Annotated in this window: 35 protein-coding genes; 10 read left to right on the forward strand and 25 right to left on the reverse strand. The window is 37.0% G+C overall.

The annotated features are described in order from the left end of the window. Positions 1 to 127 precede the first annotated feature (127 nt). Positions 128 to 376: a hypothetical protein gene (locus MN204_RS08400; RefSeq protein WP_249870640.1), complete on the forward strand. Its 249-nt coding sequence runs from the start codon at positions 128 to 130 to the stop codon at positions 374 to 376. A gap of 8 nt (positions 377 to 384) precedes the next feature. Here the strand turns inward: MN204_RS08400 and MN204_RS08405 are convergent, their stop codons facing one another. Next, complete coding sequence (locus MN204_RS08405; protein ID WP_438804698.1) at positions 385 to 1,029, reverse strand: endonuclease III domain-containing protein; 645 nt, start codon at positions 1,027 to 1,029, stop codon at positions 385 to 387. Positions 1,030 to 1,630: 601 nt separating this feature from the next. Here MN204_RS08405 and MN204_RS08410 point away from each other — a divergent pair. Both MN204_RS08410 and pdxK read left to right on the forward strand, forming a co-directional pair. After that, complete coding sequence (locus MN204_RS08410; protein WP_249870641.1) at positions 1,631 to 2,668, forward strand: C45 family autoproteolytic acyltransferase/hydrolase; 1,038 nt, start codon at positions 1,631 to 1,633, stop codon at positions 2,666 to 2,668. A 143-nt stretch (positions 2,669 to 2,811) separates the two neighbouring features. Further along, the gene (gene pdxK, locus MN204_RS08415; protein WP_249870642.1) at positions 2,812 to 3,618 is read left to right on the forward strand and encodes a pyridoxine/pyridoxal/pyridoxamine kinase; all 807 of its coding nucleotides are present in this window, start codon (positions 2,812 to 2,814) and stop codon (positions 3,616 to 3,618) included. A 387-nt stretch (positions 3,619 to 4,005) separates the two neighbouring features. Here the strand turns inward: pdxK and MN204_RS08420 are convergent, their stop codons facing one another. Then, positions 4,006 to 4,299 carry a type II toxin-antitoxin system RelE/ParE family toxin gene (locus MN204_RS08420; protein ID WP_249870643.1) on the reverse strand — a complete coding sequence of 98 codons (294 nt, stop codon included), beginning with the start codon at positions 4,297 to 4,299 and terminating at the stop codon, positions 4,006 to 4,008. Next, positions 4,287 to 4,469, reverse strand: a complete 183-nt coding sequence (locus tag MN204_RS08425) for a hypothetical protein (protein WP_249870644.1) — start codon at positions 4,467 to 4,469, stop codon at positions 4,287 to 4,289. Before MN204_RS08425 ends, MN204_RS08420 begins: the two co-directional genes overlap by 13 nt. Before the next feature lie 503 nt (positions 4,470 to 4,972). Here MN204_RS08425 and MN204_RS08430 point away from each other — a divergent pair. Further along, on the forward strand, positions 4,973 to 5,509 hold the full coding sequence (locus MN204_RS08430; RefSeq protein WP_249870645.1) for a YusW family protein: 537 nt from the start codon (positions 4,973 to 4,975) through the stop codon (positions 5,507 to 5,509). A gap of 103 nt (positions 5,510 to 5,612) precedes the next feature. Here the strand turns inward: MN204_RS08430 and MN204_RS08435 are convergent, their stop codons facing one another. The 4 genes from MN204_RS08435 to MN204_RS08450 all read right to left on the reverse strand — a co-directional run bounded on the left by MN204_RS08435 (position 5,613) and on the right by MN204_RS08450 (position 7,941). After that, positions 5,613 to 5,834: a cysteine-rich CWC family protein gene (locus MN204_RS08435; protein ID WP_249870646.1), complete on the reverse strand. Its 222-nt coding sequence runs from the start codon at positions 5,832 to 5,834 to the stop codon at positions 5,613 to 5,615. A gap of 149 nt (positions 5,835 to 5,983) precedes the next feature. After that, complete coding sequence (locus tag MN204_RS08440) at positions 5,984 to 6,520, reverse strand: redoxin domain-containing protein (RefSeq protein ID WP_249870647.1); 537 nt, start codon at positions 6,518 to 6,520, stop codon at positions 5,984 to 5,986. Between the two features lie 16 nt (positions 6,521 to 6,536). Further along, positions 6,537 to 7,295 (reverse strand): cytochrome c biogenesis CcdA family protein, encoded by a 759-nt coding sequence (locus tag MN204_RS08445; protein ID WP_249870648.1) that lies wholly within the window; start codon positions 7,293 to 7,295, stop codon positions 6,537 to 6,539. Then, positions 7,282 to 7,941 carry a hypothetical protein gene (locus MN204_RS08450; RefSeq protein ID WP_249870649.1) on the reverse strand — a complete coding sequence of 220 codons (660 nt, stop codon included), beginning with the start codon at positions 7,939 to 7,941 and terminating at the stop codon, positions 7,282 to 7,284. Before MN204_RS08450 ends, MN204_RS08445 begins: the two co-directional genes overlap by 14 nt. Positions 7,942 to 8,149: 208 nt before the next feature. Between MN204_RS08450 and MN204_RS08455 the strand changes: the two genes are divergently transcribed. Together MN204_RS08455 and MN204_RS08460 are read left to right on the forward strand one after the other, a co-directional pair. Then, positions 8,150 to 8,293 (forward strand): hypothetical protein, encoded by a 144-nt coding sequence (locus MN204_RS08455; protein WP_249870650.1) that lies wholly within the window; start codon positions 8,150 to 8,152, stop codon positions 8,291 to 8,293. A 59-nt stretch (positions 8,294 to 8,352) separates the two neighbouring features. After that, complete coding sequence (locus MN204_RS08460) at positions 8,353 to 9,060, forward strand: potassium channel family protein (RefSeq protein ID WP_249870651.1); 708 nt, start codon at positions 8,353 to 8,355, stop codon at positions 9,058 to 9,060. 49 nt (positions 9,061 to 9,109) lie between these two features. Here the strand turns inward: MN204_RS08460 and MN204_RS08465 are convergent, their stop codons facing one another. The 3 genes from MN204_RS08465 to MN204_RS08470 form a co-directional block, all read right to left on the reverse strand. Beyond that, positions 9,110 to 9,601 (reverse strand): GNAT family N-acetyltransferase, encoded by a 492-nt coding sequence (locus tag MN204_RS08465; RefSeq protein WP_249870652.1) that lies wholly within the window; start codon positions 9,599 to 9,601, stop codon positions 9,110 to 9,112. A 269-nt stretch (positions 9,602 to 9,870) separates the two neighbouring features. Then, on the reverse strand, positions 9,871 to 9,978 hold the full coding sequence (yxzF, locus tag MN204_RS21770; RefSeq protein WP_498043942.1) for a small protein YxzF: 108 nt from the start codon (positions 9,976 to 9,978) through the stop codon (positions 9,871 to 9,873). A 93-nt stretch (positions 9,979 to 10,071) separates the two neighbouring features. After that, the gene (locus MN204_RS08470; protein WP_249870653.1) at positions 10,072 to 10,209 is read right to left on the reverse strand and encodes a hypothetical protein; all 138 of its coding nucleotides are present in this window, start codon (positions 10,207 to 10,209) and stop codon (positions 10,072 to 10,074) included. Positions 10,210 to 10,657: 448 nt separating this feature from the next. Between MN204_RS08470 and MN204_RS08475 the strand changes: the two genes are divergently transcribed. Continuing rightward, positions 10,658 to 11,314, forward strand: a complete 657-nt coding sequence (locus MN204_RS08475) for a potassium channel family protein (RefSeq protein WP_368858655.1) — start codon at positions 10,658 to 10,660, stop codon at positions 11,312 to 11,314. A gap of 72 nt (positions 11,315 to 11,386) precedes the next feature. On the opposite strand, the gene MN204_RS08480 is transcribed toward MN204_RS08475, so the two are convergent. The 10 genes from MN204_RS08480 to MN204_RS08525 form a co-directional block, all read right to left on the reverse strand. Further along, on the reverse strand, positions 11,387 to 12,733 hold the full coding sequence (locus MN204_RS08480) for an alkaline phosphatase (RefSeq protein ID WP_249870655.1): 1,347 nt from the start codon (positions 12,731 to 12,733) through the stop codon (positions 11,387 to 11,389). Positions 12,734 to 12,943: 210 nt separating this feature from the next. After that, positions 12,944 to 13,546 carry a YgaN family protein gene (locus MN204_RS08485; RefSeq protein ID WP_249870656.1) on the reverse strand — a complete coding sequence of 201 codons (603 nt, stop codon included), beginning with the start codon at positions 13,544 to 13,546 and terminating at the stop codon, positions 12,944 to 12,946. Positions 13,547 to 13,644: 98 nt separating this feature from the next. After that, the gene (locus tag MN204_RS08490) at positions 13,645 to 14,472 is read right to left on the reverse strand and encodes a GNAT family N-acetyltransferase (RefSeq protein WP_249870657.1); all 828 of its coding nucleotides are present in this window, start codon (positions 14,470 to 14,472) and stop codon (positions 13,645 to 13,647) included. A 377-nt stretch (positions 14,473 to 14,849) separates the two neighbouring features. After that, positions 14,850 to 15,350: a GNAT family N-acetyltransferase gene (locus MN204_RS08495; RefSeq protein ID WP_249870658.1), complete on the reverse strand. Its 501-nt coding sequence runs from the start codon at positions 15,348 to 15,350 to the stop codon at positions 14,850 to 14,852. Positions 15,351 to 15,487: 137 nt separating this feature from the next. Beyond that, positions 15,488 to 15,643, reverse strand: a complete 156-nt coding sequence (locus tag MN204_RS08500; protein ID WP_249870659.1) for a hypothetical protein — start codon at positions 15,641 to 15,643, stop codon at positions 15,488 to 15,490. Between the two features lie 166 nt (positions 15,644 to 15,809). After that, the gene (locus MN204_RS08505) at positions 15,810 to 16,472 is read right to left on the reverse strand and encodes an SIMPL domain-containing protein (RefSeq protein ID WP_249870660.1); all 663 of its coding nucleotides are present in this window, start codon (positions 16,470 to 16,472) and stop codon (positions 15,810 to 15,812) included. Positions 16,473 to 16,860: 388 nt separating this feature from the next. Further along, a complete protein-coding gene (locus MN204_RS08510) occupies positions 16,861 to 17,415 on the reverse strand; it encodes an SLOG family protein (RefSeq protein ID WP_249870661.1) in 555 nt (184 codons plus the stop codon). An 87-nt stretch (positions 17,416 to 17,502) separates the two neighbouring features. After that, complete coding sequence (locus tag MN204_RS08515; RefSeq protein WP_249870662.1) at positions 17,503 to 17,982, reverse strand: spore coat protein; 480 nt, start codon at positions 17,980 to 17,982, stop codon at positions 17,503 to 17,505. Positions 17,983 to 18,086: 104 nt separating this feature from the next. Further along, positions 18,087 to 18,860: an ABC transporter permease gene (locus tag MN204_RS08520; protein WP_249870663.1), complete on the reverse strand. Its 774-nt coding sequence runs from the start codon at positions 18,858 to 18,860 to the stop codon at positions 18,087 to 18,089. Beyond that, positions 18,838 to 19,821 carry an ABC transporter ATP-binding protein gene (locus MN204_RS08525; protein ID WP_249870664.1) on the reverse strand — a complete coding sequence of 328 codons (984 nt, stop codon included), beginning with the start codon at positions 19,819 to 19,821 and terminating at the stop codon, positions 18,838 to 18,840. The genes MN204_RS08520 and MN204_RS08525 overlap by 23 nt, the downstream gene beginning before the upstream one ends. A gap of 893 nt (positions 19,822 to 20,714) precedes the next feature. Between MN204_RS08525 and MN204_RS08530 the strand changes: the two genes are divergently transcribed. Both MN204_RS08530 and yidC read left to right on the forward strand, forming a co-directional pair. Next, on the forward strand, positions 20,715 to 21,077 hold the full coding sequence (locus tag MN204_RS08530; protein WP_249870665.1) for a hypothetical protein: 363 nt from the start codon (positions 20,715 to 20,717) through the stop codon (positions 21,075 to 21,077). Continuing rightward, positions 21,032 to 21,835, forward strand: coding sequence for a membrane protein insertase YidC (yidC, locus tag MN204_RS08535; protein WP_249870666.1), 804 nt, complete (start codon positions 21,032 to 21,034; stop codon positions 21,833 to 21,835). Before MN204_RS08530 ends, yidC begins: the two co-directional genes overlap by 46 nt. Before the next feature lie 15 nt (positions 21,836 to 21,850). On the opposite strand, the gene mscL is transcribed toward yidC, so the two are convergent. Together mscL and MN204_RS08545 are read right to left on the reverse strand one after the other, a co-directional pair. Beyond that, entirely contained in the window at positions 21,851 to 22,237 is a 387-nt protein-coding gene (gene mscL, locus MN204_RS08540) for a large conductance mechanosensitive channel protein MscL (protein WP_249870667.1), read from the reverse strand. A 126-nt stretch (positions 22,238 to 22,363) separates the two neighbouring features. Next, positions 22,364 to 22,516, reverse strand: coding sequence for a small acid-soluble spore protein P (locus MN204_RS08545; protein ID WP_249870668.1), 153 nt, complete (start codon positions 22,514 to 22,516; stop codon positions 22,364 to 22,366). A 352-nt stretch (positions 22,517 to 22,868) separates the two neighbouring features. Here MN204_RS08545 and MN204_RS08550 point away from each other — a divergent pair, with 352 nt between their 5' ends. Continuing rightward, positions 22,869 to 23,069 carry a cold-shock protein gene (locus tag MN204_RS08550; protein WP_067724698.1) on the forward strand — a complete coding sequence of 67 codons (201 nt, stop codon included), beginning with the start codon at positions 22,869 to 22,871 and terminating at the stop codon, positions 23,067 to 23,069. A 626-nt stretch (positions 23,070 to 23,695) separates the two neighbouring features. Here the strand turns inward: MN204_RS08550 and MN204_RS08555 are convergent. The 3 genes from MN204_RS08555 to MN204_RS08565 all read right to left on the reverse strand — a co-directional run bounded on the left by MN204_RS08555 (position 23,696) and on the right by MN204_RS08565 (position 26,002). Then, complete coding sequence (locus tag MN204_RS08555; protein WP_249870669.1) at positions 23,696 to 24,004, reverse strand: hypothetical protein; 309 nt, start codon at positions 24,002 to 24,004, stop codon at positions 23,696 to 23,698. A 125-nt stretch (positions 24,005 to 24,129) separates the two neighbouring features. After that, complete coding sequence (locus MN204_RS08560; protein ID WP_249870670.1) at positions 24,130 to 24,762, reverse strand: LysE family translocator; 633 nt, start codon at positions 24,760 to 24,762, stop codon at positions 24,130 to 24,132. Between the two features lie 310 nt (positions 24,763 to 25,072). Beyond that, on the reverse strand, positions 25,073 to 26,002 hold the full coding sequence (locus MN204_RS08565; RefSeq protein ID WP_249870671.1) for a manganese-dependent inorganic pyrophosphatase: 930 nt from the start codon (positions 26,000 to 26,002) through the stop codon (positions 25,073 to 25,075). Positions 26,003 to 26,041: the final 39 nt, after the last annotated feature.

The following is a 26,041-nucleotide window of genomic DNA, read 5'->3' on the forward strand; positions in this document are numbered from 1 at the left end:
GTTTTATAAAGTGAAACTTCACTCAGTGGGGTAATCCTCATCCCCCACCTTCGTTCTCTTTAATTTTTGAAGTGGGGGGTCTTACTTTACGTTAATGCGGGATAAATTTTTATAGGAGTGCAATGTAATGAACAACCCTAACAAAAACTCTCCAGTTGTTATTGGTGATAAGCTTATCTATTATGGTGGCATGATAGCTACAATTGGCAGTATCATTTCCTTTGCAGGATCTACAATTATATATGAACAAAGAATACTAGGCAAAAAACCAACCGATGTAAATACTATAGGAATACATCAATTTAACCACATGCAAAAACAGATTCACGAATTACAGAGAAAGATTGACGAAATGGAAAAAAGAGGAAATACTTAAACCTCCCATTAAGTCAGTCTTTGTTCACATATAGCGTTTAACGGACATCCGTTGCATAATGGTGATGATTTACAATGATTTTTTCCATGTTGAACAAGCAAGGCGTGATACTCATTAAATAATTCGAGATCGTTTGGTAATTCTTTTTCGACTTCCATTCTGAATCCATCATATGCAGCAGGCATGTCAAAGCCAATTCTGTAAAAAATTCTTCTGGCATATGCATCCACAACAAATATGGCTTTATCAAATGCATATAACAAAATCACATCTGCTGTTTCTCGCCCGATTCCATTAATCTTCAAAAGTTCATAGCGCAATTGCTTTTTATCTTTCTTTTTTATTTCCCCGACATCATCGTTATACAATTTAAACCAGTTCATGAAAGCTTTAATCCGTTTTGCTTTTATATTGAAATAACCACTTGACCGTATGATTTGTGCCAGCTCATCAACCGGCATCTCATGGATCAGTTCAGGTTTTAAATGAGGCCTAAGCTGAGAAAGCGCCTTGTCCACATTTCTCCAATTCGTATTCTGAACGAGTATCGACCCAATCATCATTTCAAACGGCGTGTCTGCGGGCCACCAGTTTTGCGGTCCATAATAATCATACAATCTTTCATAGATCGATTGAAAGCTTTGTTGCATCATGTATTCCTCCCACTGTGTCCAATCAGATAAATAAAAAACTCAACTTTTGCACCAATAAAATAGGTTGAACCGTTTAACTGGGGTAAACTTAGAAAGCCTTTACGAAACGCCTTGCTAAGCTTTGAAAAAAGTAAGGCTGGTTTTCGTATTTTTTGTTGGTTTATAAGCCTCATATTTTGTGTGAACTCCGAAGTAACTTAATTAATTACATTTGGATTTGATATAAGCTGTGACGCGGGAAAAGCACGTGTCCGAAGATCAGAAGAGTGGTTTTCTCTTCGGGGCTGAGGCGTGCCCTAAGGATGCGCATCCGCCCAGAGCGAACCCGGACGGCGGCAAGAGCACTTATCTCAAAGAATAAACTTAAGTTACGTCGCATTTTATATCAACTGTGAAGAAGCCTAACAGCTAATCCAAAGTCAACTGAAGCAGTGTATCTCCATCTCTCCTAATTATACCAAGATTTATTTATCAATTTCACGATACAAACGTTAAGTTAATCAGAGTAATAATCTATACCCCGATTAAAGCATATTCATTTCCATAACGAACGATATCAAGTAAACTTTTCTTAGCACTTGGTTACTAAAGGAGAAATACAATGACTAACGTATTCAGTGATATCATTCAGTTTCGTGGTAATCATTATGATTTTGGATATATGCAGGGGGAGCAGTTGAAAAACTCTCCGATCCTGTTAAACCGCAAGAAGCAGTGGAAATCACGCTGGAGAAATTATCTTGTTGAAGAGAATGAAGTTAAACAGGTTTTTACCCGGTTTGCCCCTGCAATATGGGAAGAACTTAATGGGCTCTCTGATGCATTATCCATGAAAATGGTGGATGCAATTCGCGAGTTTGGTGGGTATTACTACGAATATGGACGAAGTGGCTGTTCCATTTTCACGGATTCCGACTATATGATTCGCAATTATGATAATGCTCCGCTCTCCTATGAAGGTAGGTATGTACTATACCAGCCGACTGATCAAGGTTATGCGGTAATTGGCCCCTCTATGCAAATCACAGGGCGTACAGATGGCATGAACGAAAAAGGTCTTGCAATGGGATATAACTTTGTTAACCGGATAAAATCAGATGATGGTTTTGTTTGCAATATGATAGGGCGAATTGTTTTGGAGACTTGTGCAACGGTTGATGAAGCGGTATCACTTATGAAGGAAATCCCACATCGGCACTCCTTCAGCTATGTTCTGCTCGATCAGACTGCTGAATCAGTTGTTGCGGAAGTTTCACCGAGAGACGTCATTATTCGGAAAGCAAACATATGCACAAATCATTTTGAGGAATTAACGGAAGAAAACCGCTACCGAATGGATGATTCGCTCAGAAGGCAGGAACTAATGGAGAAGCAACAGAGAAATGTGAGAGATCCATACAATGCTTATCGTATGCTGAATGATACCGATAAAGGAATTTTCTCCAAAAAGTATGGTGCATGGGCAGGGACCTTGCATACAGCTGCGTACTTACCAAAAGAAATGAAATCTTGGATTGCACTTGGGGGAGACAGACAACCACTAATCTTTGATTTCAATAGATGGCTAACTGGTGAAAAACTCCACGCAACTAAGATAAAAGGAATCCTGGACTCGTCCGATGGCTTTATAAATAGATAGAAAATGCCTGTCACCCCCCTTCGACAAAATTTAAGGAATGACAGTTGCCCCTAAAATAAAAACTTTACATCTGAATCTTAAAGGATTATCCTTTTTATATTGAATCGTAAATCTATGTAAGTATTTGCAAGGAGGAACTCACCATGACTATGAAAAAAACATTAACACTCGCAGGATCAGATTCCAGCGGTGGCGCAGGTATAGCTGCAGACCTTAAAACTTTCCAGGAATATGACGTATATGGTATGACTGCTTTAACTTCAATTGTAACCATGAATCCAGAAGGCTGGAGCCATCATGTAACACCAATCGATGTTGAAGTAGTTGAAAAGCAGCTGGATACTATCCTATCTGTGGGTGTAGACGCCATGAAGTCAGGAATGCTTGGTTCCGTTGATATTATCAAGCTTGGCGCACAAAAAATCGATGAATATAGTATAGACAACTATGTACTTGACCCAGTAATGGTTTGTAAGGGTGAAGATGAAGTACTTCAGCCCGAAAATACGGACGCTATGAGGGAATATCTTCTTCCAAAGTCATTAGTTACAACTCCTAATCTGTTCGAGGCTGGTCAGTTGGCTGAGAATGGTCCATTGAAAACAATCGAAGACATGAAAGAAGCAGCTGTCAAAATTCATGCTCTTGGAGCTAAAAACGTAGTCATTAAAGGCGGAAAAGCTTTAGATCATGAGAAGGCCATTGATCTATTTTATGATGGAGTGGACTTTGAAGTTCTAGAAAGCGATAAAATCGATACTACTTATACCCATGGAGCAGGCTGCACATTTGCAGCAGCGATTACAGCAAACTTGGCAAACGGTAAAACCGTAAAAGAGTCTGTTTTCGCAGCAAAAGATTTCGTGGCAGAAGCAATCAAAAATGGATGGAAACTGAATGAATATGTAGGACCGGTAATGCACGGAGCCTATAATAAAGTGAAATATTAAACCAATGATTAATCTTGAAATCCCCAGGAATACAGAACTTGCTGTATTCCTGGGGATTTTTGAATAAAAAATTCTTCCATTGATTACTTCTAAATGAAAAAGGGTCTGTTACGGGGGCATGTTAAGATTCCACGTAGCGATCCTTCTTTTTAATGTTTATTTTATCGAAAATTCTAACTATTTAATTCAGTAAATTTTCCTTTGATTTTCTTTACCTTTAAACATATATCGAATTCCTTTGCCTGCAAGTGGTTCATCTTCATAACTGTATATGATGATGCTTCTTTGGTTTTTCTCCTTCTTCGAGAATCGCACATTACTCTAAGTACATCGTTCACAATAGCTAATAAAAATAAACATCACAGCTTTAATTCCTAGCCATGCTGTTTATTTATCTATATCTTTGAAATCTTTTGCGCTCTGAATAATACGGATTACTTCTATTGATTCTTCTTGTATCCTATAGATTAATCTATGATTTGTTAAGATTTTTTCTCTTATTATTTCATTTTTCATCTCTGGTACCATCCTACCAGAGTATGGGAAAGTAGCAGTTGCTTCAAGTGTATCAATAACTCTTCTGGCAAAAACTTTTGCATAAATTTCAGAGTCCTTAGCTATATAATCACATATTTGTTCTAAATCTTTTACAGCAGACTCTGCCCATCTTAATTCAGCCATTTCCCTAACTTCTCCTTAACTTTTTCATGAGAAACAACCTTTCCAGAATTGAGCTCCTGGATTCCTTTATCAATTTTTGACTTTACATACAATTCCTTCATTATATCGTCTATTGTTACATTTTCTGGTAAATCCTCAATTAATTTTAATACTTCTTCTTTTGTGTTCACCTTAAACATACCTCCCGTGCAGATTATATCATCATTATAAATCATAAAGATTTTAAAATCATTATATTCATGAACTTTATTTCTTTTCAATACATAATTCAGTTGAAGCGTCGATAATGCCTGGCGATACACTTGTTAAGGTTTGACCATCTTCCGTACACATAGCTGCCTGATAAAGTGTTTGTTCAATGCTCATTTGCAGTTCCCTCTCAAATAATCCCTAACAGAATTTTTTCAATACTAACCTGCTTACTTAATACAATAATATAGTTACAGTTCGAATCGTTTGTTCAAGTAAAACATTTTTGGTTAATCAATTGTAAAATCTGCTGTGAAATGGTACCTATCATAGTCTCCTGAGTTTCTAAAATCCAAAGTAACCTGTCCCATCAAACATAAGATTGGTTATACTAGATACACAGCTGAAAACCTTCAAGTAAGTTTACTTCCCTTCATTCTTGGTAATAGTACAAGTATATGAACATCCCTGAGGAGTGAACAGATTGAAAAAGAAATTAAATACACGGATTACCTTAATATTACTGTCACTAGTACTGTTACTGTTACTAGCAGCTTGTGGGGCTGACAATGAAAATGTAGAAGAGAATGAGGTCAATCAGGAATTTACAGATTCACCTGAAGAATCTAACACGATCGAAGCTGAAAATGATGCTATTGATGATTCCAAAACGACAAGTAAAAATGAGAACCATGGAAACGAATCTGCCTATCCATTTGTCAGTTTCGAATTAGAAGCTGATTTCGAGGGTACAAATGATGCAGTCGATGTGGAATATGAATTGGATGGTGAAAGAATAGAAGCCTCCTATATCGATAAATTAAAAGGTATCCAATTATCTGGTGATGAAGCGATGGCAGAGCTTGACAACATCTTTACGTCTTTTGGATTCGATAAAGACAGTCCCGAGGATGAAGTTCTAAGTGAAGTATTGGAAGCATTCAATATACCAGAAGATGCAGACAAAGTAGAAATCGAAATTGAGTTCACAGAAGGAAACGAAATAGAATACAATCATTAATCAATCAGCTTGCTGATTTTGATATAGAGAAAGACCTCCAATTGGAGGTCTTTCTTCATCATTCAGTGAAAACTTCGATTAATTTTCAAACGAAATATGAAAGCTACTGATTATTTGCTTTTATAACCTCTACAGATTCCTCTTCTTTATAATTAACTAAACAAGTGTGACATATGCAATACTTACCTACGCTCTCTGGAGGAATTAACTTCATAATCCCCTCTGGAAAGGCCCTATCTTTTTCACACCAGCAATAACCCTGTTTTACTTTACCTGCCATACACTTGTTTTCCTCTCCACATAGCGGACAAAGTTTATCAGACAATTTAACCCCCCCTAATTAGAAAACTTGATATGTATCAATTCTTTGGACGAATGGCTTAGCTGGACGTAATATAAGTACAAAAATCTATTTTCGTTTTTTTTGCTGCGACCATCCGTCTATTTCTTTTCACTTCACCATCAGAAATTTACCTAATCCATTTTCCCAAATTCCTGGACCATTAAATCATAGTTCATAGCACCTAAAGCAATGTATTGAATACGTCCATTCGAATCGATTAAATAGGATGTTGGATACGCCTGTACTTTATACGTTGTAGAAACTTCTGCATCTACATCCATTAATATCGGAAAAGTCAAAGCGAAATCTTCTACAAACGTTTTAACAACCTCTTCGCTACTTTCTGATTGGGTTAAATTAACCGCCAGAATCTCGATGTCTTCATTCTCATAAAGTTTTTGCATGTCAGGCATTTCAGCTCTGCATGGTGGACACCACGTTGCCCAGAAGTTGATGAATACGTGTTTCCCTCTGTAATCTGATAATCGAGCCGGTTCGCCATCCAACGTTGCCAGCTCGAAATCCGGAGCCATGTCACCTTTTTCAAGACCGGTTTGTACATCTTCATTCACTGCCTGATTTGGTGACTGGTTGTCCGAAGCAATAAAATCATAAAGAGCCCAACCGACCATTCCCACTATCAACAGCATGAGTATTCCTTTTTTCATTTTCCATGCCTCCTGCCTATCCCAATTTTGCTAACCATGTATCACTAATTAATTCAAGAATAAATGATGAAATTCGTGGCATCAGTCCAAAAAATAGTACAAGACCCATCATAATCATAATGATACCGCCAAATTTCATAATCGCTCCACTATGACGGACGATCCATCTTGTTGAGCCAAGGAAGAATGTTAATACGAGAAACGGCAATACAAAACCGATTACGTAAAAAACGGTATAAAACATTCCTTGGCCAGGATTACTTGCAGCAAGCAGCAATATCGAACCGAAAATTGGTCCGATACATGGAGTCCATCCCGCCGCAAAACCAAGGCCAACGAAAAATGTTCCTAGATAACTCGTTGATTTCTTTTTATAATGAAGGCGCTTTTCCTTCATTAATGTTGAAATGTTTATCCATCCTGCGATAAATAAACCCATTACAATTAGAAAAATACCTGCTATTCGTTGAATCAATAATCCTGAGTCGCCAATCAGCAATGTTTGAATCCATTTCCCTAGGAAAGAAGCACCTGCACCTAAACTAATAAAGACAAGTGATACTCCAAGTAAAAAAATAAGCGAATGACTTAGTAATCTCCCTCGGATCTTCGGTGTTTTTTCCCCTTGCAATTCTTTCACACTAATCCCGGTAATATAGGATAAATAAGCAGGAAAGATTGGAAGTACACAAGGTGAAAGAAAGGACAAGGCTCCTGCTCCCATTGCGAGCAATACGCCAGCAATCAGTAATGTATCTGTCTCAATTCCTCCCATTTAACCCCTTCTTTCTTTTGTTTAATAAAATCAAAGTGAAACCTATAACGAAAAATACAGCTACAAACCACGGGCTCATCAAGTAGCCAAATACGGTCACATACGGCTGAACCGCAAACAAAATGAACATACCTGCTGACCAAGCCGTTAGAATCATGATTGTTAACGTATCTCTTGCCAGCTTATGATGACTGAAAAGAAACAGTACAAGAAGTAACGCGAGTAAAATCATATAACCAAGCGAATAGGGATTGTCATTCCAAACAAACTGAATAAATTCATAAAGGAAGGAAGCTACGATAAATACATGAATAAACGAATTCACAAACATGGGCACGTCCATTTGTTTCCGTAAAGACTTATAATACAGAAAGATCCCGCTAAATAACAAAGCTAAATAAAATGCGCTTGAGTCACTAGGATAAGCCAGTATAGCCAACGGGTCCTCCATAAAGATGGAGAAATTCAAGATTATTTTGGCAATCCAGATAAAAATCACAAAATTAGTTAGGTTAGAAATCATGTCATCCATCTGTTTTTTTCTCTCTTGCTTTGGTAAATCGCTTACCAAATAAAAGGAGATGAGTCCAATAATAAAGCTTACGATGATAAATGAAATTGCTATCAACTTACTCACTGCAGCCATTGATGTCCCCCCAATCCAAACTCTCGCTCTCCATTGTACAACCTCAAAATGGAAATTCAATAAAAATAGCTTATTCTCTAATGAGGCGGCAAAATATGTGGAGTACATGAGTAATCTCAGAATCTAACAACTTTAACAATAATTTAGAACCAATGCGTACAATTGTACACCTTCTATATTATAATGGACATAGACAGGAGGGATACAGATGAGCCTAAAATCTAGCATCTATAAAATTTTACGCATTTGGAATGATGTTGATGCCGTAAGAAAAGGTAAGATAGGGAAACGTATGGGGCGAAGAATAACCGGAAAAGCGACAGGAAAAGCAATGAGAAAATTATTTAAATAGAAATTGGTTAAGAGAAAAATAAGTATGTCGTATTACATTTTAAGATAGCGAGCGTGAGTATGGTGTTAAAGTATATCGCAATAATCTATGAAATAGCATTAGTGGGACTAGCGCTATTTTCGGTCTTCATGATGCATTCCACCGATACAACCATCTTGGTTCTTGATAAACTGGTGTGGTTGTTATTATTTATTGATGTTCTCGTCCGTTTTGCTGTATCGAAAAATAAATGGAAATATGTAAAGAAAAATCCGTTTGACTTGATAGCAATTATTCCTCTCGACAGTATTTTTCAAACGGCAAGAATCGTCCGCCTGTTTCGTTTGCTTCGTTTATTTTCCATTAGCAGTAAATATACAACTATAATACGGAACATTTTATATACTAACGGACTGAACAAAGTGCTTGCTGCATCCTGTTTTATGTTGATCATTTCATCCATCCTGGTTACTCATTTCGAGCCAAACATTGGTACGTATGCAGATGGTTTATGGTGGTCTATTGTAACGACAACAACTGTTGGATATGGAGATATTTCACCTGAGTCAATCGTTGGCAGGTTGGTAGCTGTATTTCTTATGTTAGTGGGTATTGGGATTATTGGAATGTTGACGAGTTCCATAACAACCTATTTCATTAAAAATGATGAAAAGGATCCTGCTTTAATTTATCTTAAATCTGAGCTTGATCGATACAATCAATTGGATAAGGAAGAAAAAGATAGACTCGTGATTATCCTAAAGGATCTAAATAATAAAGCACCATAGAGTTGTATTTAGTTTCTGCGTTGCTATATTCATTTCAATAGGACGCATTTCAACCTGCTGATTTATTATTACCTGCTTTTATCATCGTAATAAATTCCGTATCATCGCTGTGAAAAAGTCGTTTTCTCTCAAAGCCAAATTTTTCATAAAGATGGATTGCCCTCTCGTTGAAAGTTGCCACTGTCAATCGGATGTCCTTGTCTTTGTGCTTTTCACATACAAAGGAAAGTATATGCGTAAAAAATTCATAGCCCTTTCCTTTCCCTGTCAGTTCTGGTTTCATGCCAATACCAACATCCACACAATCTTCTTCATATGCACCAAGTAGATTTCCGGCGGGGACCTGGGCAGATCTTCCCGTACAGAAAAACCCGATTAAGTTGTTATAATCGTCCTGTACGCCATAGTAATGATTGCTTAACAGTTCCAAGATTGCATTTGATGTTAATATATTATTATAAAAATCATATGGTTTCTCATATTTCCAGCACAACGCCTCTACAGCAGCGTGCTGATTCATCTTTACAACTTTTAAAGACATAACAATTCCCCATTTCTTAACATGCTCATTTACCATTATAGCTTTGTTAAGGAATCAGTCCCATATCCAAATTTCATTTGCCATGATTTTCTTCCTCTTACTATATTCTAGAAGTTAAGGCATTATCCTGCTTAGAAAATTTGGTTGTCACCAAGCCTCTCGATGACAGCCTTAGTTGCACTTATGCAGATAGGATAGTTTTATACATTCTTATGTGCCAAAAAAAACGAAGCTGTCTAATTGTAAAATTAAACGAGCTTCATTTACGCTTATTTTTGCGTATATTTTCTTTGCCTTCTCTTATTCAGCAACTTTCTAACGATTGGATATATAATTGGTCCATATCTAATAATTCTTCTTACTAAACGTCCCATCATCTTCTCCTCCGTAAAGTGAAATCTTGGCTTTAGTTTATATTCCCTGTTTATGGAGGTTTTTAAACAAGATTACATAAAATAAAGAGATTTATATTACTTACCTTTTCTATCTATTCCAACTTTTTTTCCAACCTTTTTACTTTCGATAAATTCTACACCAAATTCTGCATCACCTGCATTGTTGGTTGCATTGGATTGAAGTTTATTTCGGTTCTGATTACGATTTGCCATGCCATCTCCTCCTTTTATATGAGCTATATTTATTCTGTATAATCCAAGAGAAACTATGCACATTTTGTCATTAGAAACCTTGGTAGAGGACGCTCCAGTTGCACTTATGCAGTTAGGAAACATTTGTACTTTCGGACAGTTGATCCTCATGTGCGCTTCTCTCGAATTCTTGAAAAAGAGTCATATTGTCCGTTGACGCGTGATAAATTGACAAACCAGTCCTATCAGGGTAAATTGACCTTACCTAAGTGAAGGTATGCCATAAATTTTTAATTGCATGTAACATCCATACTTGATAGATAACATAAAGAAGCGTAAAATTTTTTATACAACTTACCCATTTGCCCAGCAGTTGCTCCACATAAGTGTGAATTCAACGTCTAGCCATCAGATTATCTAGTTGTATATGATTTTTCAAATGGGCAAGAGACAGAAAAGAGGGTTTATCGTGAAAAAACAAGTCGTTGTTATCGGGCTCGGAAGGTTTGGAAGAAGTGTATGCAAACATTTATATGAACTTGGACATGAAGTATTAGCCATCGATATAAAAGAAGAAAGAGTTAACGCAGTTTCAAATTACGCTTATTATTCCGTACTTGCAAATGCATCTGATGAAAATGCTCTAAAAAACTATGGTGTTAAAAACTTTGATCACGCAATTGTTGCAATAGGAGATAACATTGAAGCTAGCATATTATGCACATTAATCTTAAAAGATATGGGTATAAAAGAAGTTTGGGTTAAGGCCCGCGATCCACATCATCAAAAAATACTTGAAAAAATCGGAGCTGACCGGATTATTCAACCCGAAAAGGAAATGGGTATCCGTATTGCCAATCAGCTTGATTCAGGAAAACTCCTGGATTATATAGAACTGTCCAATGAATATAGCATTTTGGAATTGAAAGCAACAGAAAAAAATTCAGGTAAATCATTAGTTCAATGGGATGTTCGGGCGAAGTTTGGCTGTACAATACTTGCAATCAAACGGGGAAATGATGTAAACATTTCACCCATGCCTCATGACGTCATTATTCAAGGAGATATATTGGTTGTCATTGGAAATATCCATGATCTAAAGCGATTTGAAAAAAAGGGCTTCTAGTAACTTGGAACTAAATTAGAATCATTTAAAGAAGCCTGCCTCTTGTGGCAGACTTCTTTAAAATGAAGCTCTTTATTTTAATTTCATTGTTTCAGCAATAATCTTCGGCAAATCTGTATTGTCATAGAATCCTACAAATTTGTCCGATTGTGGTCCGTACACGTAGACTGGAATATCTGCTCCTGTATGGTTACTGCTTGTCCAGCCAATAGTAGCTCTGTCACTGATTACTTTATTAATCGCAAGCTTTGCATTCGTTGCTTCTTGAATGTATTGCGTTTCCTCACTACTTAATTCAAATTCTGTATATGTGTTCACTACTTCATTTACATTGGAGCGGTCTTCATTCAACTGTGCTGCCATGTACTCCCCTGTTGCTGTAACACTTTGAAGTACAGAAGCATTCAGATCCATTTGACCATTGGCACCAGTAGTCATTCCACCTGTATCATGATCACCAGCTACAACAACTAATGTTTTTCCATCTTCCTCAGCGAAAGCAATCGCCGCTTCAACAGCTGCTTCGAAAGCTGCCACATCGCTCATCGCCCAAGCAGCATCATTATCATGTCCAGCCCAATCAATTTGACTTCCTTCTACAACAAGGAAAAAACCATCTTTATCTTCTTCTAGAATAGCAATTGCAGTCTCTGTCATTTCAGCTAGACTTGGTTCCTCTGTTTCCGCGCGGTGTAATTCAGGAGCAAGTGCATCCTCTGCAAACAGGCCAAGTAGTTTTTCTCCTTCTTCCACATTAATATCCGAAGCATTCAATAATTCATCGCGGGTTTCAACAAATGCATAACCATTCTCTTCCGCTTGATCAATCAAATTAAGTTCTTCTTGATTTCCACCTTCCGAGATTGGTAAGAAGTTATTTTTCCCACCACCAAGCATTACATCGACATCACTATCAATTAGTTGTCTAGCAATCTCTGTTTCATTGTTGCGACTTTCTACATGGGAAGCAAATGCAGCTGGAGTAGCATGGGAAATCGTTGAAGTAGCAACCAACCCGGATGCTTTTCCTTCTTCTTGTGATGCTTCAAGAATGGTTTGTAGTTCATTTCCTTCTGTATCAAGACTGATAACACCATTATTGGTTTTTTCGCCAGTAGCCATCGCCGTACCTGCAGCCCCTGAATCAGTTATATCCGAATCAGCTGAGTATGTAGTGAACATACCTTTTAAATGCTTGTCCCAGACAGCGTCTTCCCCCTTATAAACACGATAGTTTGCTGCATAATCGGCACTGAATCCATCGGGAATCATATAAATGACATTTTCCACCTTTTGGTTTCCATTACCTTTACCTGGTTTTCCGGCCCAATCTGGTTTGGCAGCATCCGCAACACCAACACTCAATCCTGAAAGAACAAGACCTGCACTAAGAGCAACAACTCCAATTTTCTTAAACATGTTACCTCTCCTCTCAAATTTGAATCTATCATTAGCTTACATGATAGACATGAAGAGGATATAAACACTCCGTAAATATGCAGTGAATTTTTTTCGTGCGAAATGACTACTACTTAATTCATAGTAATGTGTTTGAAAAGCAGTGAGGAAAAGGAACCAACCGTTTTAAATTAGTTTTTAAAACGGTTGGCTTGTAGATATTTCTTCTATTTATTCTAATTCGATAGACACAATATATACTTGCTCATATCCTGTTGCAGCCTCCAATTGCTCGTCGGTTTCGATAGATGTCTCTAAACTGATTACATTATTATTTGAATTCACTATTGTAGCAACTATCTTTTTCTCTTCTCTGTTGATAGAGACCGGCAATGATGTGTAACCCGATGCCGATCCAAGCATTTCAGCTTCCATGTCAATATCCTTTTCTGCAGTTGTACTGATTTGACCATTATTTAATATAATCGTACCTATCCACTGATCTTTTTCTTCCAAATTCTGTTTGAGGAGTATGATCCGAATATCATCTTTTATCTCTTCTTCCGATATTTCTATAGATAATTGTAACAGCTCTTCCATTAATTCTCCTTCTCCATAGTAATCCACTGTTATCATTATCCTCTGTACATCCCGTTCCTTAATCTCCAAATCATATGCAAAAAAATGTTCACTCACTACATTCAACAAACCTATTTCAAAGTCGGTCAGTTCTACTTCTTTGATGACTGCATCTCTTTTGTTTTCAGTTAGATCGTTCGAACAAGCTGTCACGAAGGTGAGAGCAAAAAGTAAAAAGATAGATATAAACTTCATTAGAATCATCTCCAATAAGCTTATTTGAAAAGAAAAAAGTAATGGAGGAACGAATATTTCGAATGATCTAATTACTATTCGCAGATCATCTGCTTCATCTAGTAGTGATACCTGTAATAGTCCTGTGCATATATTTTTCTAAAACCACTGGACTCGTATAATCCCAAAGCATGTGAATTTGTTGCTTCCACCTCCAGAAAAATAGGATAGCCGCTCTCGTATTCTTTCATTACGGTTTTCTTTAGGGCTTTTCTGCCATAACCTCTTCCCTGATATTCTGGCAATATAGCAAATCCATAAATCCATGCCTCTAATGCTTCATGAGCCACTCGGATTTTCCCGACCGTTTTGTCATCGGCCTCAATTATATAAAATTGCTGCTCTTCTTCGAGTCTGATCCTGTTGTTATATGCTTTCGATTCATCTTCCGAGAAGCCGAAACAGTGTACGTCAAGCTGAATTTCAGCGTTTCGATCTTCATGTGATACAGAGGGTCTCACATGTATGTCATCCATGCCACTTAATTCTATTTTTTCCCATTGCAATTGGTACTCTGTAAAGGCATATTCACAAGTAACTGAATCTAAAAATTCTTTTGCAGTATTAGAATTACCAGGTGCATTCAATAGAATTTCTCTGTAATGACTATCTTTACAACGATAAAGCGCTTTCGAAAATAAATCAGAAAATATCCCCCTTCTTCGGTATGCTGGATGTACCATGCCACATAGTTCTACCTTTGTTCCAAACCCATACAACCCTAGAAATGCGATAAGTTTTCCATTATCTAAATAAAAAAAGTCATTCTCTTCATCTACACTTCTGTTTCGCAGCATATCCCAATTCAGCTTTAATCGAATCGTATCTTCTGCTTCACAAATTTGCTGCAGCTCCTCAATAGCTTTTAATTGTTTCATCGTTAACATAGTAACCTCCATTTACATAACATGGCTTATTTTAAAAACCCTTACGCTTCTTCAATGTGTACACAGACTTTACTACTCCTATGAGACAAAAAACAAAAACAGGTATGATCCCATAATAGAAATAATTTGAATGTCCTGACGTAAAAGACAAAACAAGAAAAAATAGCGGCAGTCCAACAACCGCAAAGAGAGATATCGCTAACACGAACTTAGGTTTCTTTTTCATTTATACCGTCCCCTTATAAGAGAATTTTCGTTACAAATTATTCCAGCCATATACGAACGGGCAAATTTTTGCCTTCTGCGTAGCAACTCATTTCTTATATATACATATACAGATTATCTCCTTCTCAATACCTCATGAACTCTTTTATTACCTAAATTTCCATTCCTTCCTTAACCTTCAATACCATCCTCACTGTCTTCAGAATATGTCCATCAAAGTTGTCATCGAATTCGGATTCAATCTCAAAACCCTTGGCATGATAAAATGTTTTTCCGATAAGATTATTCTTTTCTACATTTAAATGGATCTCCGTAGCACCCAAATGCTCAATACCTTCTTTCAAAAAAGCCGTACCAATTCCCTGTCCTTGATAATCCGGATACAAATAAATCGCACCAAGCTCAACTACACCATTTTGTGAGACAGGAGAGTAATTGGCAAAACCGACAATCTTCCCGGCAACCTCCGAAACATAAATATTCGACTGCTTTAAACGCCTTTTCATATTTACATTACTATAAGCGGAGTTCAGGAATTTATCTTGAATTTCAACAGGTATGATCCCTTCGTACGTTGAATGCCAACTTGTTTCTGCTACATGTTGGACCTCGGCAATATCCTTTTTTTTCATTTTACGTATCCTAAAATCCATCATAAGCCACCTCTAATTATTTATGAATTCCAATATTTTCTAACATTATATCACTACTCATAGTAATTATGGATTCGATTCTTATGATTCGTGTAAAAATAAAAAAGCATTGCTCTGAATGCAATACTTTTCTTGTACTATTTTTTATTCACTTTGTTTTTTTCATCATATTTTTCGGTGATCATTCTGCCTACCTCAGAATTATCGAGTCCTTTTTTGACTCCTGCGGCAATGACAAAATACAGAACAATAAACGGTATGATATAAATGACCAATCCCATAAAAATTTCCACGGATGTACCTCCTCTATTTATGTAAATATGGAACTAGTCCCATTATATAGTTTCCTTGTCTTCCCTGCCAGAATAGACGGTAATTATTTATTCTATGTCATAGAAGATTACCATTTAAAAATCAAAACCAACAAAAATAGGGGCATGAGAGCGTCCCCTAATTTTGTTAATACCGGAATTGAACTTCCACTTTTGCCATGATAACAATTTCCCCTGGCTCTATTGGAGTGGTAAAAGTCTCAGCTGCAAGCGTGAGCATATTATAGGTAATTGGCGTATCGATCACGCGCTCAACGATTCTGATTGGAGTTGGGTCCAAATTTAATTGCATGGTCTCGTTTATAGTCTGGGCCTTTTCTCTTGCATTTTCCAGTGCGGATACAAGTGCCTGCTGATAATATAGCTGCCTATTTTGGACAGTAAACTGGATGTTCGAAACACGATTCACCCCTGTTTGAACAGCAACATCGATAATATTCCCAACTTGATCAATCGCTGTGACCTCAACCGTTATTTGATTTCTGACCTCATAACCTCTGAACACTTGCTGCCCGTCTATAAAATCATATCTCGGGGTAATGTTAAAAGCTGTTGTTTGGATATTTCCCCTCTCGATTCCTAAATTCAAAAGCGCGTCAATAACCCGACTCATTATTTGCGCATTCTCCTGTTGGGCCTGAGAAAGTGATACATTTTCAGTAATGACTTCCAACTGAATCCTGGCAATATCCGGCTGCACCGACACACTCCCCTCACCAGTCACACGCAACGTTCGCCTTTCCAAATCTGGCTCAGGCTGCCGAGAATGAGGAACATATGGATAATACATACCAATCACACCTTTCTTCATGCTTCTATAGATAGTATGCAATTTGCTTGGGAATAATTAATTAATGTGGACTTGTGCTAGGAAGAGGAGGCAGGATTTCTTATTTTATATGGAGTTATGATTGAATATGAATTTCTGGTTTTAGATGGAGTTATGATTGAATATGGATTTATGATTTGATTATGTGTTTCTGATTTTAATTTGTGAACTATGGCATTTCATTTGTGAACTATGGCAATTCTGGTTAAAACTATGGCATTTTTTTCAAAACAATGGCTAATATCCACTCAACATCGGCATTTAAGACTTTTTACTATAAATATGATCCAATTTATACTTCCGTCCTCCCTTTATTCCGATCTCCTCCAAGTTTTCCTTCTGCAAACTTTCACACCCAATAATCCGGGTCTGACATCCTCATTTCCTCCACTGCATCATCCAAATCTGCCGGTGTGATTATAAATATTTCATAACTCTTTTCTGAAGCTTTTGCCGCTTCGTATAAGAATTTATTGCTGCCAGGGTATTCGTCGTCCATTAGCAGAAGACAGCCATCGCTTTTCTCTACAAACCACATATTCTTCGCTTTAAATTGAAATGGACCTTTGTAATCACCTTTATAGAGTGGCTGATAAAAATCTGCAACCATGATTATTTCCTGATACTTTTCTTTGAGGTTGTCCGGCCACCGGTTGTCCTGGTTTTCAAATGGCGGAAACACGCCAAGTTTGATATCATACGTTTCCTGCAAATCCAATACGATATCCGCAGTCCACATTTCCACACCCATTTGGCCTGAAATCAAAACCCATTCCAACCCTTCTTCTATAAAGGTAATAAGCCTTTTTTCAATAGCAGCTTTTATAAACGTAATACGTGGATCATTTTCTTTAAATATACCTAATTCCATTGATTTATAACCAGAGACAGTTACTATTTTCATGTTGACCATCCACCTATCCTATAAAATCTTTGCATTCACTTTGCATAAAGAAAAGCCGGCAATTTATATGCCAGCCCTTTTCTTTAGTTAACACCATTTTTTCGGTTTTTTCCAGTCATTCGGTCCATATCCTGGTGCCATTGCTCCTGCTACATGACCCGGACTAAGATTCGGCGCCATTGCTCCCGCTACATGACCCGGACTAAGATTCGGTGCCATTGCTCCCGCTACATGACCTGGGCCATAACCTGGTGCCATTGCTCCTGCAACTTGACCTGGACCATATCCTGGTGCCATTGCTCCCGCTACTTGGCCTGGGGCATATGGAGATGGTACTGGGTATGCTCCACCATGTTGATGAACACTGTCCATAGTTTGTTGAACGGATGTTGAATGAGGGTAAAAGTGTTTATTTTTTACTGTATGATGCTTCATTACAGTTGTATGGGAAGGATGCACATGATTTACAACACTCTCTGAATACTGTTGGACACAATGATGTTTGGTTGGATGGACAATCGTTTTACAAGCATGACAACCACAGTGACGTCCATGATGATGTCTCATAGATAATCCCCTTTCTGTTATAGGTTCACTAATAACCTATGTCAGTTGCCATGGGTTTGTATGAGACAGCTACCTATTTATATAAAAATATCTAAACATTTGCCTTAGTAATGAGCAAGTAATCCTTTATTCAATGCTACACGTTCACAATAGATAAATATCCCAAGACCAACAGCAAAATAAAATATGGCGTTGAATCCCAGTATCAGAAAATCACCCATACCAATTTGGCTTATGCTTATTCCATTAATCATCACGTTCCGTACCAAATCAATTCCTTTCACAAAAGGAAGAAAAGCCAGAACCGGTGACAGTGAGAGTGGAACGAATGTCAAACCCATTAAGATAAATTGTAAAATCTGCAGGAAAGCCTGAACCTGTTTTAAAATAATGGAAATACCTGCAATAATGAAGGCAACACCAAACATACTGATTAATGTCAAAATTAAAATAGGAGCAATCGTCATGATATCGATATTCAACCATTGTCCTGATGTTGCCATCGATAAATACAACAGTCCAATCACAATGACAATATTAATCAACGTCGTGGATACCAGCCTTGCCGCCATAATCCTCCATATGCCCATTGGCGACATGGACAGCTGCTCAAGTGTCCCTCTCATGGCCTCGTTTATCACTTCGTAGCCAATGCTATTAATGACTGTTATTGTCAAAAACCAGAAAATATAGTTAACAATTACATATTGTATATTCGTATCTTGTGTACTCGGGTCTCCAATAAAATGGATTGTGCCGAAGAGCCCTAAAAAGATAATGTAAAAAGTAAGGAGCATCGCGATCGTATTTGGTAAATATCTTTTCAATTCAAGATATTCTTTTCTCATATTCGCTTTAAGAAGGTTTAGCCAACGCATCCTGTTTTTCCCCCTTAACAATTTTCAAAAATATTTGTTCAAAATTAATCGTTTTTCGGTCGATTGCTTCTACTGGAGTATTATTCAATTTAAGAATATCAAACAGTTCGTAGATTTCGCCACTCTTTGCCAAGTCGATGCTCAGCATCGATTTAAGGGCGTCTTTTGTATATTCATGCTGTGGAAATTTTTGGAGGAGTAGCTGTTCCTGCTGTTCACTGAGTGAGTCGCCGAGTTCAACTGTGTATGCACGGACATCAAATAATCTAAGTAAATTTTCAACTTTGTCATCCGTAATTATTTTACCTTGATTAATGATCACTGTTCGTTCACAAATATTCTGGATAACATCCATATCATGTGAACTGATTATAATTGTTCGATTATAATCCCGAACAAGTGCCTTCAATATTTCCCGGACTTCATATCCTGTTTCAACATCAAGCCCAAGTGTTGGTTCATCCAGCAAAATAACTTCACTGTCAGCAAGCATTGCAACAGCAATTGCCAGTTTTTGCTGCATCCCCCGCGATAAACGATTCACAAGTTCATTCTCTTTACCCTTTAAATTAAACTTCACTAAAAGTTCCTCTACTTGCACGGATACATCTCTGCGTGATAATCCTCTATTGCCAGCAAAGTATTCCAGATTTTCTTTAACGGTCAGACGCCAATATAAATTACGATTGCCTTCGAGTACCGCACTAATATGACGCAACGCTTTCAATCGCTTGTCTTTATTATCGATTCCATTGATCTTAATTGAACCTGAATCAGGTGTCAGTAAACCACAAATCATCTTTATTGTCGTCGTCTTTCCTGCTCCATTCGGCCCCAAAAGACCAAGAATTTCTCCCCGGTTTACTGTAAAAGAAACTTCACTTACCGCTTTCACATATTCCTTTGATTTTCTTTTCCGATAAGATTTTTTTAGATTCTGAACTTCAATAATCGATTCCATACGATTCATCCTCTCATTTCCTTTTCTATACTAATTCTATATAACCTCCGATATCTCCTCTACTGCCTGCGGAACGAAACTATCTCAGTCTGAAGACGGAAGTTGTTTCTATGTAACTCAAACTTAGCACCAATAAAATAAGTTCAAACTGTAAACTGGGCTAAACTTATAATGCCACTAATAATCGCCTTGCTAACTTGACAAAAGTAAGGCTGGTTTTCGTAATTTTTGCCGCTTTATAAGCCTCGTTTTCAGTAAACTACGACGTAACTTCCCTGTTAATGGAACAAGTTTACTTCGGCAACGCAGCCCGCATACACTTGCGATTCCGGACGGCTGGCATGGATTTACTTTCTTCAAAAAGAATTCTCATCAAGATAGATAAGCGCTCTTCAATCAACTTTCTGTGGATTCAGCCTAAAAAGTAACAAAAATTCTTACAACCGGATCTGATCAACTTGTATGTTGCTATTTTACGCAGCAATCTTCTAACCAGCTCTGGGAAATACACGGAGATTTCTGCGGGAGCAGAGGCATCGGTGAGAGAGCGCAGCGCTTTAGCGCAAGTTGGCTCACCAGCCGCCCTAAGGTCCGTGAGTGTATTTCCCAGAGCGGTCGCCAAAGCTGCTTATGTCGCAGTTTATATCAATTACGATGAAATCCTAACAGTTAATTCAAAGTCAACTAAACCAGTGTATCTCCAACATTCCTAATTATTACGGGGCTTATTTTTAATTTCACTCTGCGTAAGTTGAATATATAAGATAGACTACTGATTGATACATCGACAGAAAATATTTTTTACCATATATATATCGTTGCCATTAGTTGAAATCCGCATTATTATAGAGATATAGCATAAAGAAATGAACAAAGATCGGAGGTGAATACAGATGTTTATCGAGTTATTATCGGAATTTCTTAATGAATTTTCGCCAATTTATATTTATCTAAGTTTATTAATTTCGGTCCTCCACTTCGAGTTTGGCCAACTAAATGAACAAAACAGACTGTTTAAAAATGACTGGTACGCCCAAAAATCAAACACACTACAGTTTCAAATGACTTCATTTCCTGAAATGAATGTCGCTGCTATTACGATTCGTAATTGGATTGCAAATAAAACAAAACGAATTGAAACACCCGATGACGACAAGGAAGACTCCTCTTTCTCGATTTTTTACAGTACTAAAAATCGAGGGGGACAAAAATGGAAACAACATCTGTATTCGCCAAACTTAAGAATTATAGCCTGATTGCTGGGCTCTTACTCATCGTATTCCTAGCGGGGTGCCAAGGGGCCAATGAACCAATAAGCGCTGAATCATCCGGCTGGTTTGATCATTATTTCGTATATTCTTTTTCTGTGATGATTAAAAGTATTGCTGTATTTTTCAATAATAATTACGGCTTATCGATTATTTTGCTTACGCTTATGATAAGACTTGCGCTCATGCCGCTCCTATTGAAACAGATGAAAAGCGGGTTTAAAATGAGAGATAAAATGTCTGTCCTGAAACCGGAAATGGACGAGATTCAAATGAAATACAAGGAAAAAAAAGATATAGAATCACAACGAAAAATGCAGGAAGAAGTAATGAAGCTTTATCAAAAACATGACATGAATCCATTAGCTTCCATGAGCGGTTGTCTTCCAATGCTCATACAATTTCCAATTCTAATAGGGTTCTACTATGCGATTCTAAGAACTCCGGAAATTGCTGGCCATTCCTTCCTATGGTTCAATTTGGGGCAAGCGGACATTATTCTCACGCTAGCGGCTGTCGTGATTTACTATTTTCAATTTAAAGTATCACAAATGGGTATGGATCCTAAAATGAAAAAACAGATGGCTATCATGGGGCTAATCTCCCCCATAATGATCGGTTTTGTATCGTTTAATGCACCTGCTGCACTGCCGTTATATTGGGCAGTCGGAGGAGTGTTTATGATCAGTCAGACACTTATCTCCAAGAAAATGTACCAAGATAATAAAACACCTGCAGAAGCTTAATCTGCAGGTGTTTTACTAGTTTCTTTTCTTTTGATCCTTTAATAAATCACGAATTTCAGTTAGCAGCTGTTCCTGTACATTCAGTTCTTCCACAACTTCCTCTGCAGCAACTTCCTTCCTTTTAAACTTATTAAGAAATCGGATTGCCAAAAAAATTGCAAATGCTACTATTAGAAAATCTACGAATGATTGAATAAAATTGCCGTACAATACCACTGCATCTCCTACTTCAATCTTTAAGCCCGTAAAATCGATGCCACCGGCCAAAGCGCCGACAACTGGTGTAATTATATTTTCAACAAATGACGTCACAATTGCACCAAATGCGGCACCGATTACGACAGCTACAGCTAAATCAATTACATTTCCTTTAAACGCAAATTCCTTAAATTCTTTCCACATTCCACGACCACCTCCATACCTTAAGTATACTCTCAAAAGGAGCATACGAAAATATATGGGTGCTTGCCAAAAATGAACAAAGAGCAATAATCATCTCTGATTATGCTCCTTAAATAATCAACATAATTACATATCGTGATGGGGATTGTGGTTCTGTCTTGAATGATTGGCGTTTTTGACTTTTTTTGACCCACTTAATGGTTCTCCATAGGGTTGAGCTGGACTTTTAGGTAAATTCACTTTTTCCTGCTGTTTTGGTCCTTTAGGTTTTCCAGACATACTGGATTCCCTCCCTTCCACATACATAGTGTTTTCAACTTCGTATGTAAATTATTCAAGAATATTTCAACTGGATTTAGAAGAAATGTTTACCCATTAAGTTTCAGAAGGTAATTTTTAAATAGTGAAAAGGCTATTATGGCAGCATTTCAGCACGTATTATAGAGATGTTTAATTTTTTTTTGAAAAAAGGTGGATATTTTTTGGCGTTTCATGTTATACTATAATTAATTATTTATGTTCGTTAGAAATACAGGATAGAAAGTAGTAACTCTATAGTGATTTCGTCTTGATTTGTTTTCTTGAACAAAAATAGTAATAAAAGTGCCAAATGCACATGGAGGTTTTTTCTATGAACACAGGTTCAGTAAAATGGTTTAACGCAGACAAAGGTTTCGGTTTCATCGAAGTTGAAGGTGGAGATGATGTATTCGTACATTTCTCAGCAATTCAAGGCGAAGGTTTCAAAACTTTAGAAGAAGGTCAAACTGTAACTTTCGATATCGAAGAAGGTAACCGTGGACCACAAGCTACTAACGTTAACAAAGCGTAAGCTTGCCATAAGAAAAGTCTTCTCTTAACGGAGAAGGCTTTTTTATTTGTATTTTTAAAAATAAACTATTAAACCCTGATAAACTGACATATAGAAGACACGCTTTGTAAAAAAGATAGTCAAAACGTGCTTGTATTATTTTTATCAGTATTATCTTATAGAAAAGTTTAATCATTTACGGGCTATCCGTCACATACCTTTTTCATCAGAATGGCTTCAGCCTTCGTTCTAATTGAATCTACACACCCCATGATCAGCCAAACATGACGCACGCAGGATTATTGATGGGATAGTTTATTCCTATCCTCCTTTGTAAAGTTGAAGATAATCTAAAACTTCCTGTATTTTAACGCTATAAAGCCTTATAACAGAACACGTCGCGTGCAATAATTATAACTAAATTTTTACTAGCTATTTAGGAAGTATATTCGTTTTATACGGCAAAAGGTTGCATATGTATTCAACTAAACGGATGATTATTAAATTGAGAGTGCAACATTGACGTTTCCGTTGTTGCTCAAAATAATTATCTGACCTTCTTATTTGTTGAGTGATCCCTCATTACTTAACAAGTTGGTCGCTCTCATACTCTTTAATCCCTTTTAAATAGCATAACGCCTATTATTTTATAACTCAAAATAATAACCTACGTGTTTTTTGTTGTGGGCAAAAATCCAAATTAAAATTGGCAAAACTAAAACAATGTATAATACCACAAACAAAGTCGCTCCAATTATTTCAGCCTCTGTTGCAAACGTAAAAAATATAAATATTATCCCTAACGTTAAAAAAGGAGCCACCAACCCTTTTTGGTAGATTTGGCGTGCACCTCTATCCATCTTTTTAGTTCGTTTCCCTAATAAAATGGTCGATTTCATTGCATGGCTAAGGGCGTAAATTATCATAAAAACGCCTAATAATAGTTGAAAAAACATTGTACTTCCTCCTATATAATTTTTTTAAAAATAACTGCCACGTTAGTACAATAAGAAAAAAAGTTCACGTTCATTCCCATCTTCAACTCTTGTACCAGTTAGCTTAACAACTCTTCACTAATTTATTAAATCAATTCTTTCATACCAACTATAAACTCATAAACGAAATAACCGGCAAAACCGATTAACACCAACCCAGCAATAATGGAAAATGCCTTTATCATTGTTCGATTCATTATCTTTCTCGTATAAGCCAAAATAGTTAACAAACCTAAATCGTGAAGCAAGATACCCGTCAACACTCCTGCCGCAATAATTAAAAACATCGATGGCTCTGAAGTATCATAGGAATTAGTTAATACTGTTCCAAAAACAGTTAGCCAAAAAATAATGTTACCAGGAGAAATAGCAACAAGAAACCCATTACGATAAGAAGTGATAAATGACTTATTGGGTTTCTCTCCTGAAAGTGTAATATCTTTATCAGCATTCTTAATCGAATCATAACCAATAAGGAATAAAAATACCGCACCAACAAGCCACATATGTACCTGAATAAACGGAATTTGGAGAATCGAAGCTAAACCTAGGTAAAGAGCAACTATTAACATCAAATCGATAGTCATTCCACCTAGACCTACAGCCCAACCGTGTATAAAACCGTTTTTCAGCCCTTGTTTCGACATTTCTACCGTGATAGCACCCACTGGCATCGCAACAGCTAATCCTGCTAAAACGTATGTAAAAAATAATTCCAAGAAAACACCTTATTTCTATATATTTACTATCTAAATCTTATCATAATTTTTTATAAGGTTGTGTAAAGATACACGCAATGTATTATAAGATTTAAACAAAATAAACTCTTAAGTAAATAGGCACTGCCCTTATTACGAGATAATTATCAACCTATATTTTTACAACGAATTTACACATTCTTTTCACTATTATTAAAAGTTCAAAGTGGCACTCCATTGAATTATTGAACTTCCTGATAAAAAGGGCTCACTCCATTTTCATACGTAATAAAAAGCGTTCCGGCTTTGTCTCGCTGGAACGCTTTTGTTCTTATTTTAGAAATTGATCTGTTAATACAGTGACTATTTGTTTTTTGCGTGACACGACACCTTTGAGAAGTGCTCGATCATTATTATCCAATGTTATATCAAATGCAGATTCCACTTTCGCTTTCCCTTCACCGACAGCAAGCACCTCTGAATCATTATTCAGGATATCCGTTGCTACGAATAAAAATAGGTCCAAACCATTTGCATTCACTCTATCAGAAATTACATTTACCAGCTCTTCCTGCATTTTATAAATATCACTGGTGTCAACTGCGTTTACTTGGGCAATCTCAACTTTAGCATTTCCCATGGAGAATTCCTTGGCGTCCATGGTAATTAGGTCATTCACTGATTTATCACGAAGGTCAGCTCCGGCTTGCAGCATTTTCAATCCATATGTTTCCAAGTTGACTTCGGCAATTTCTGCAAGTTCATGTGCTGCATCGACATCTTCATCCGTACAAGTTGGAGATTTTAACAATAGGGAATCAGAAAGGATTGCTGATAATAGAAGCCCTGCAATCTCTTTAGAAACGTTAACCCCTTTTTCTTTATACATTTTATTTAAGATCGTGGCAGTGCACCCAACAGGCTCAGCACGGAAATATAATGGCTCACGTGTTTCAAAGTTGGAGATGCGATGGTGATCAATAACTTCAGTGATTTTTGCATTTCCAATATTTTCGACACTTTGTTGGAATTCATTATGATCAACGAGAATTATCTCTGCACCATCTTCTACTTTTTCAATGAGTTGTGGTGCTTGTACACCAAAGTAATCCAGCGCATATTGCGTTTCTTTATTTACTTGTCCCAATCTTGCAGGTTCTGCTTCTGCTCCTGTTTTAGTTTTCAAATCCGCATATGCTAACGCAGAGCAGATTGTATCTGTATCAGGATTCTTATGTCCAAAAATTAGTGTCTTAGCCATGTTCATTCTCCTTTGATATAAAGTGTTTCAGATACTAGA

Source organism: Oceanobacillus saliphilus, assembly GCF_023522835.1.
Taxonomy (GTDB): Bacteria; Bacillota; Bacilli; order Bacillales; family Amphibacillaceae; genus Oceanobacillus; species Oceanobacillus saliphilus.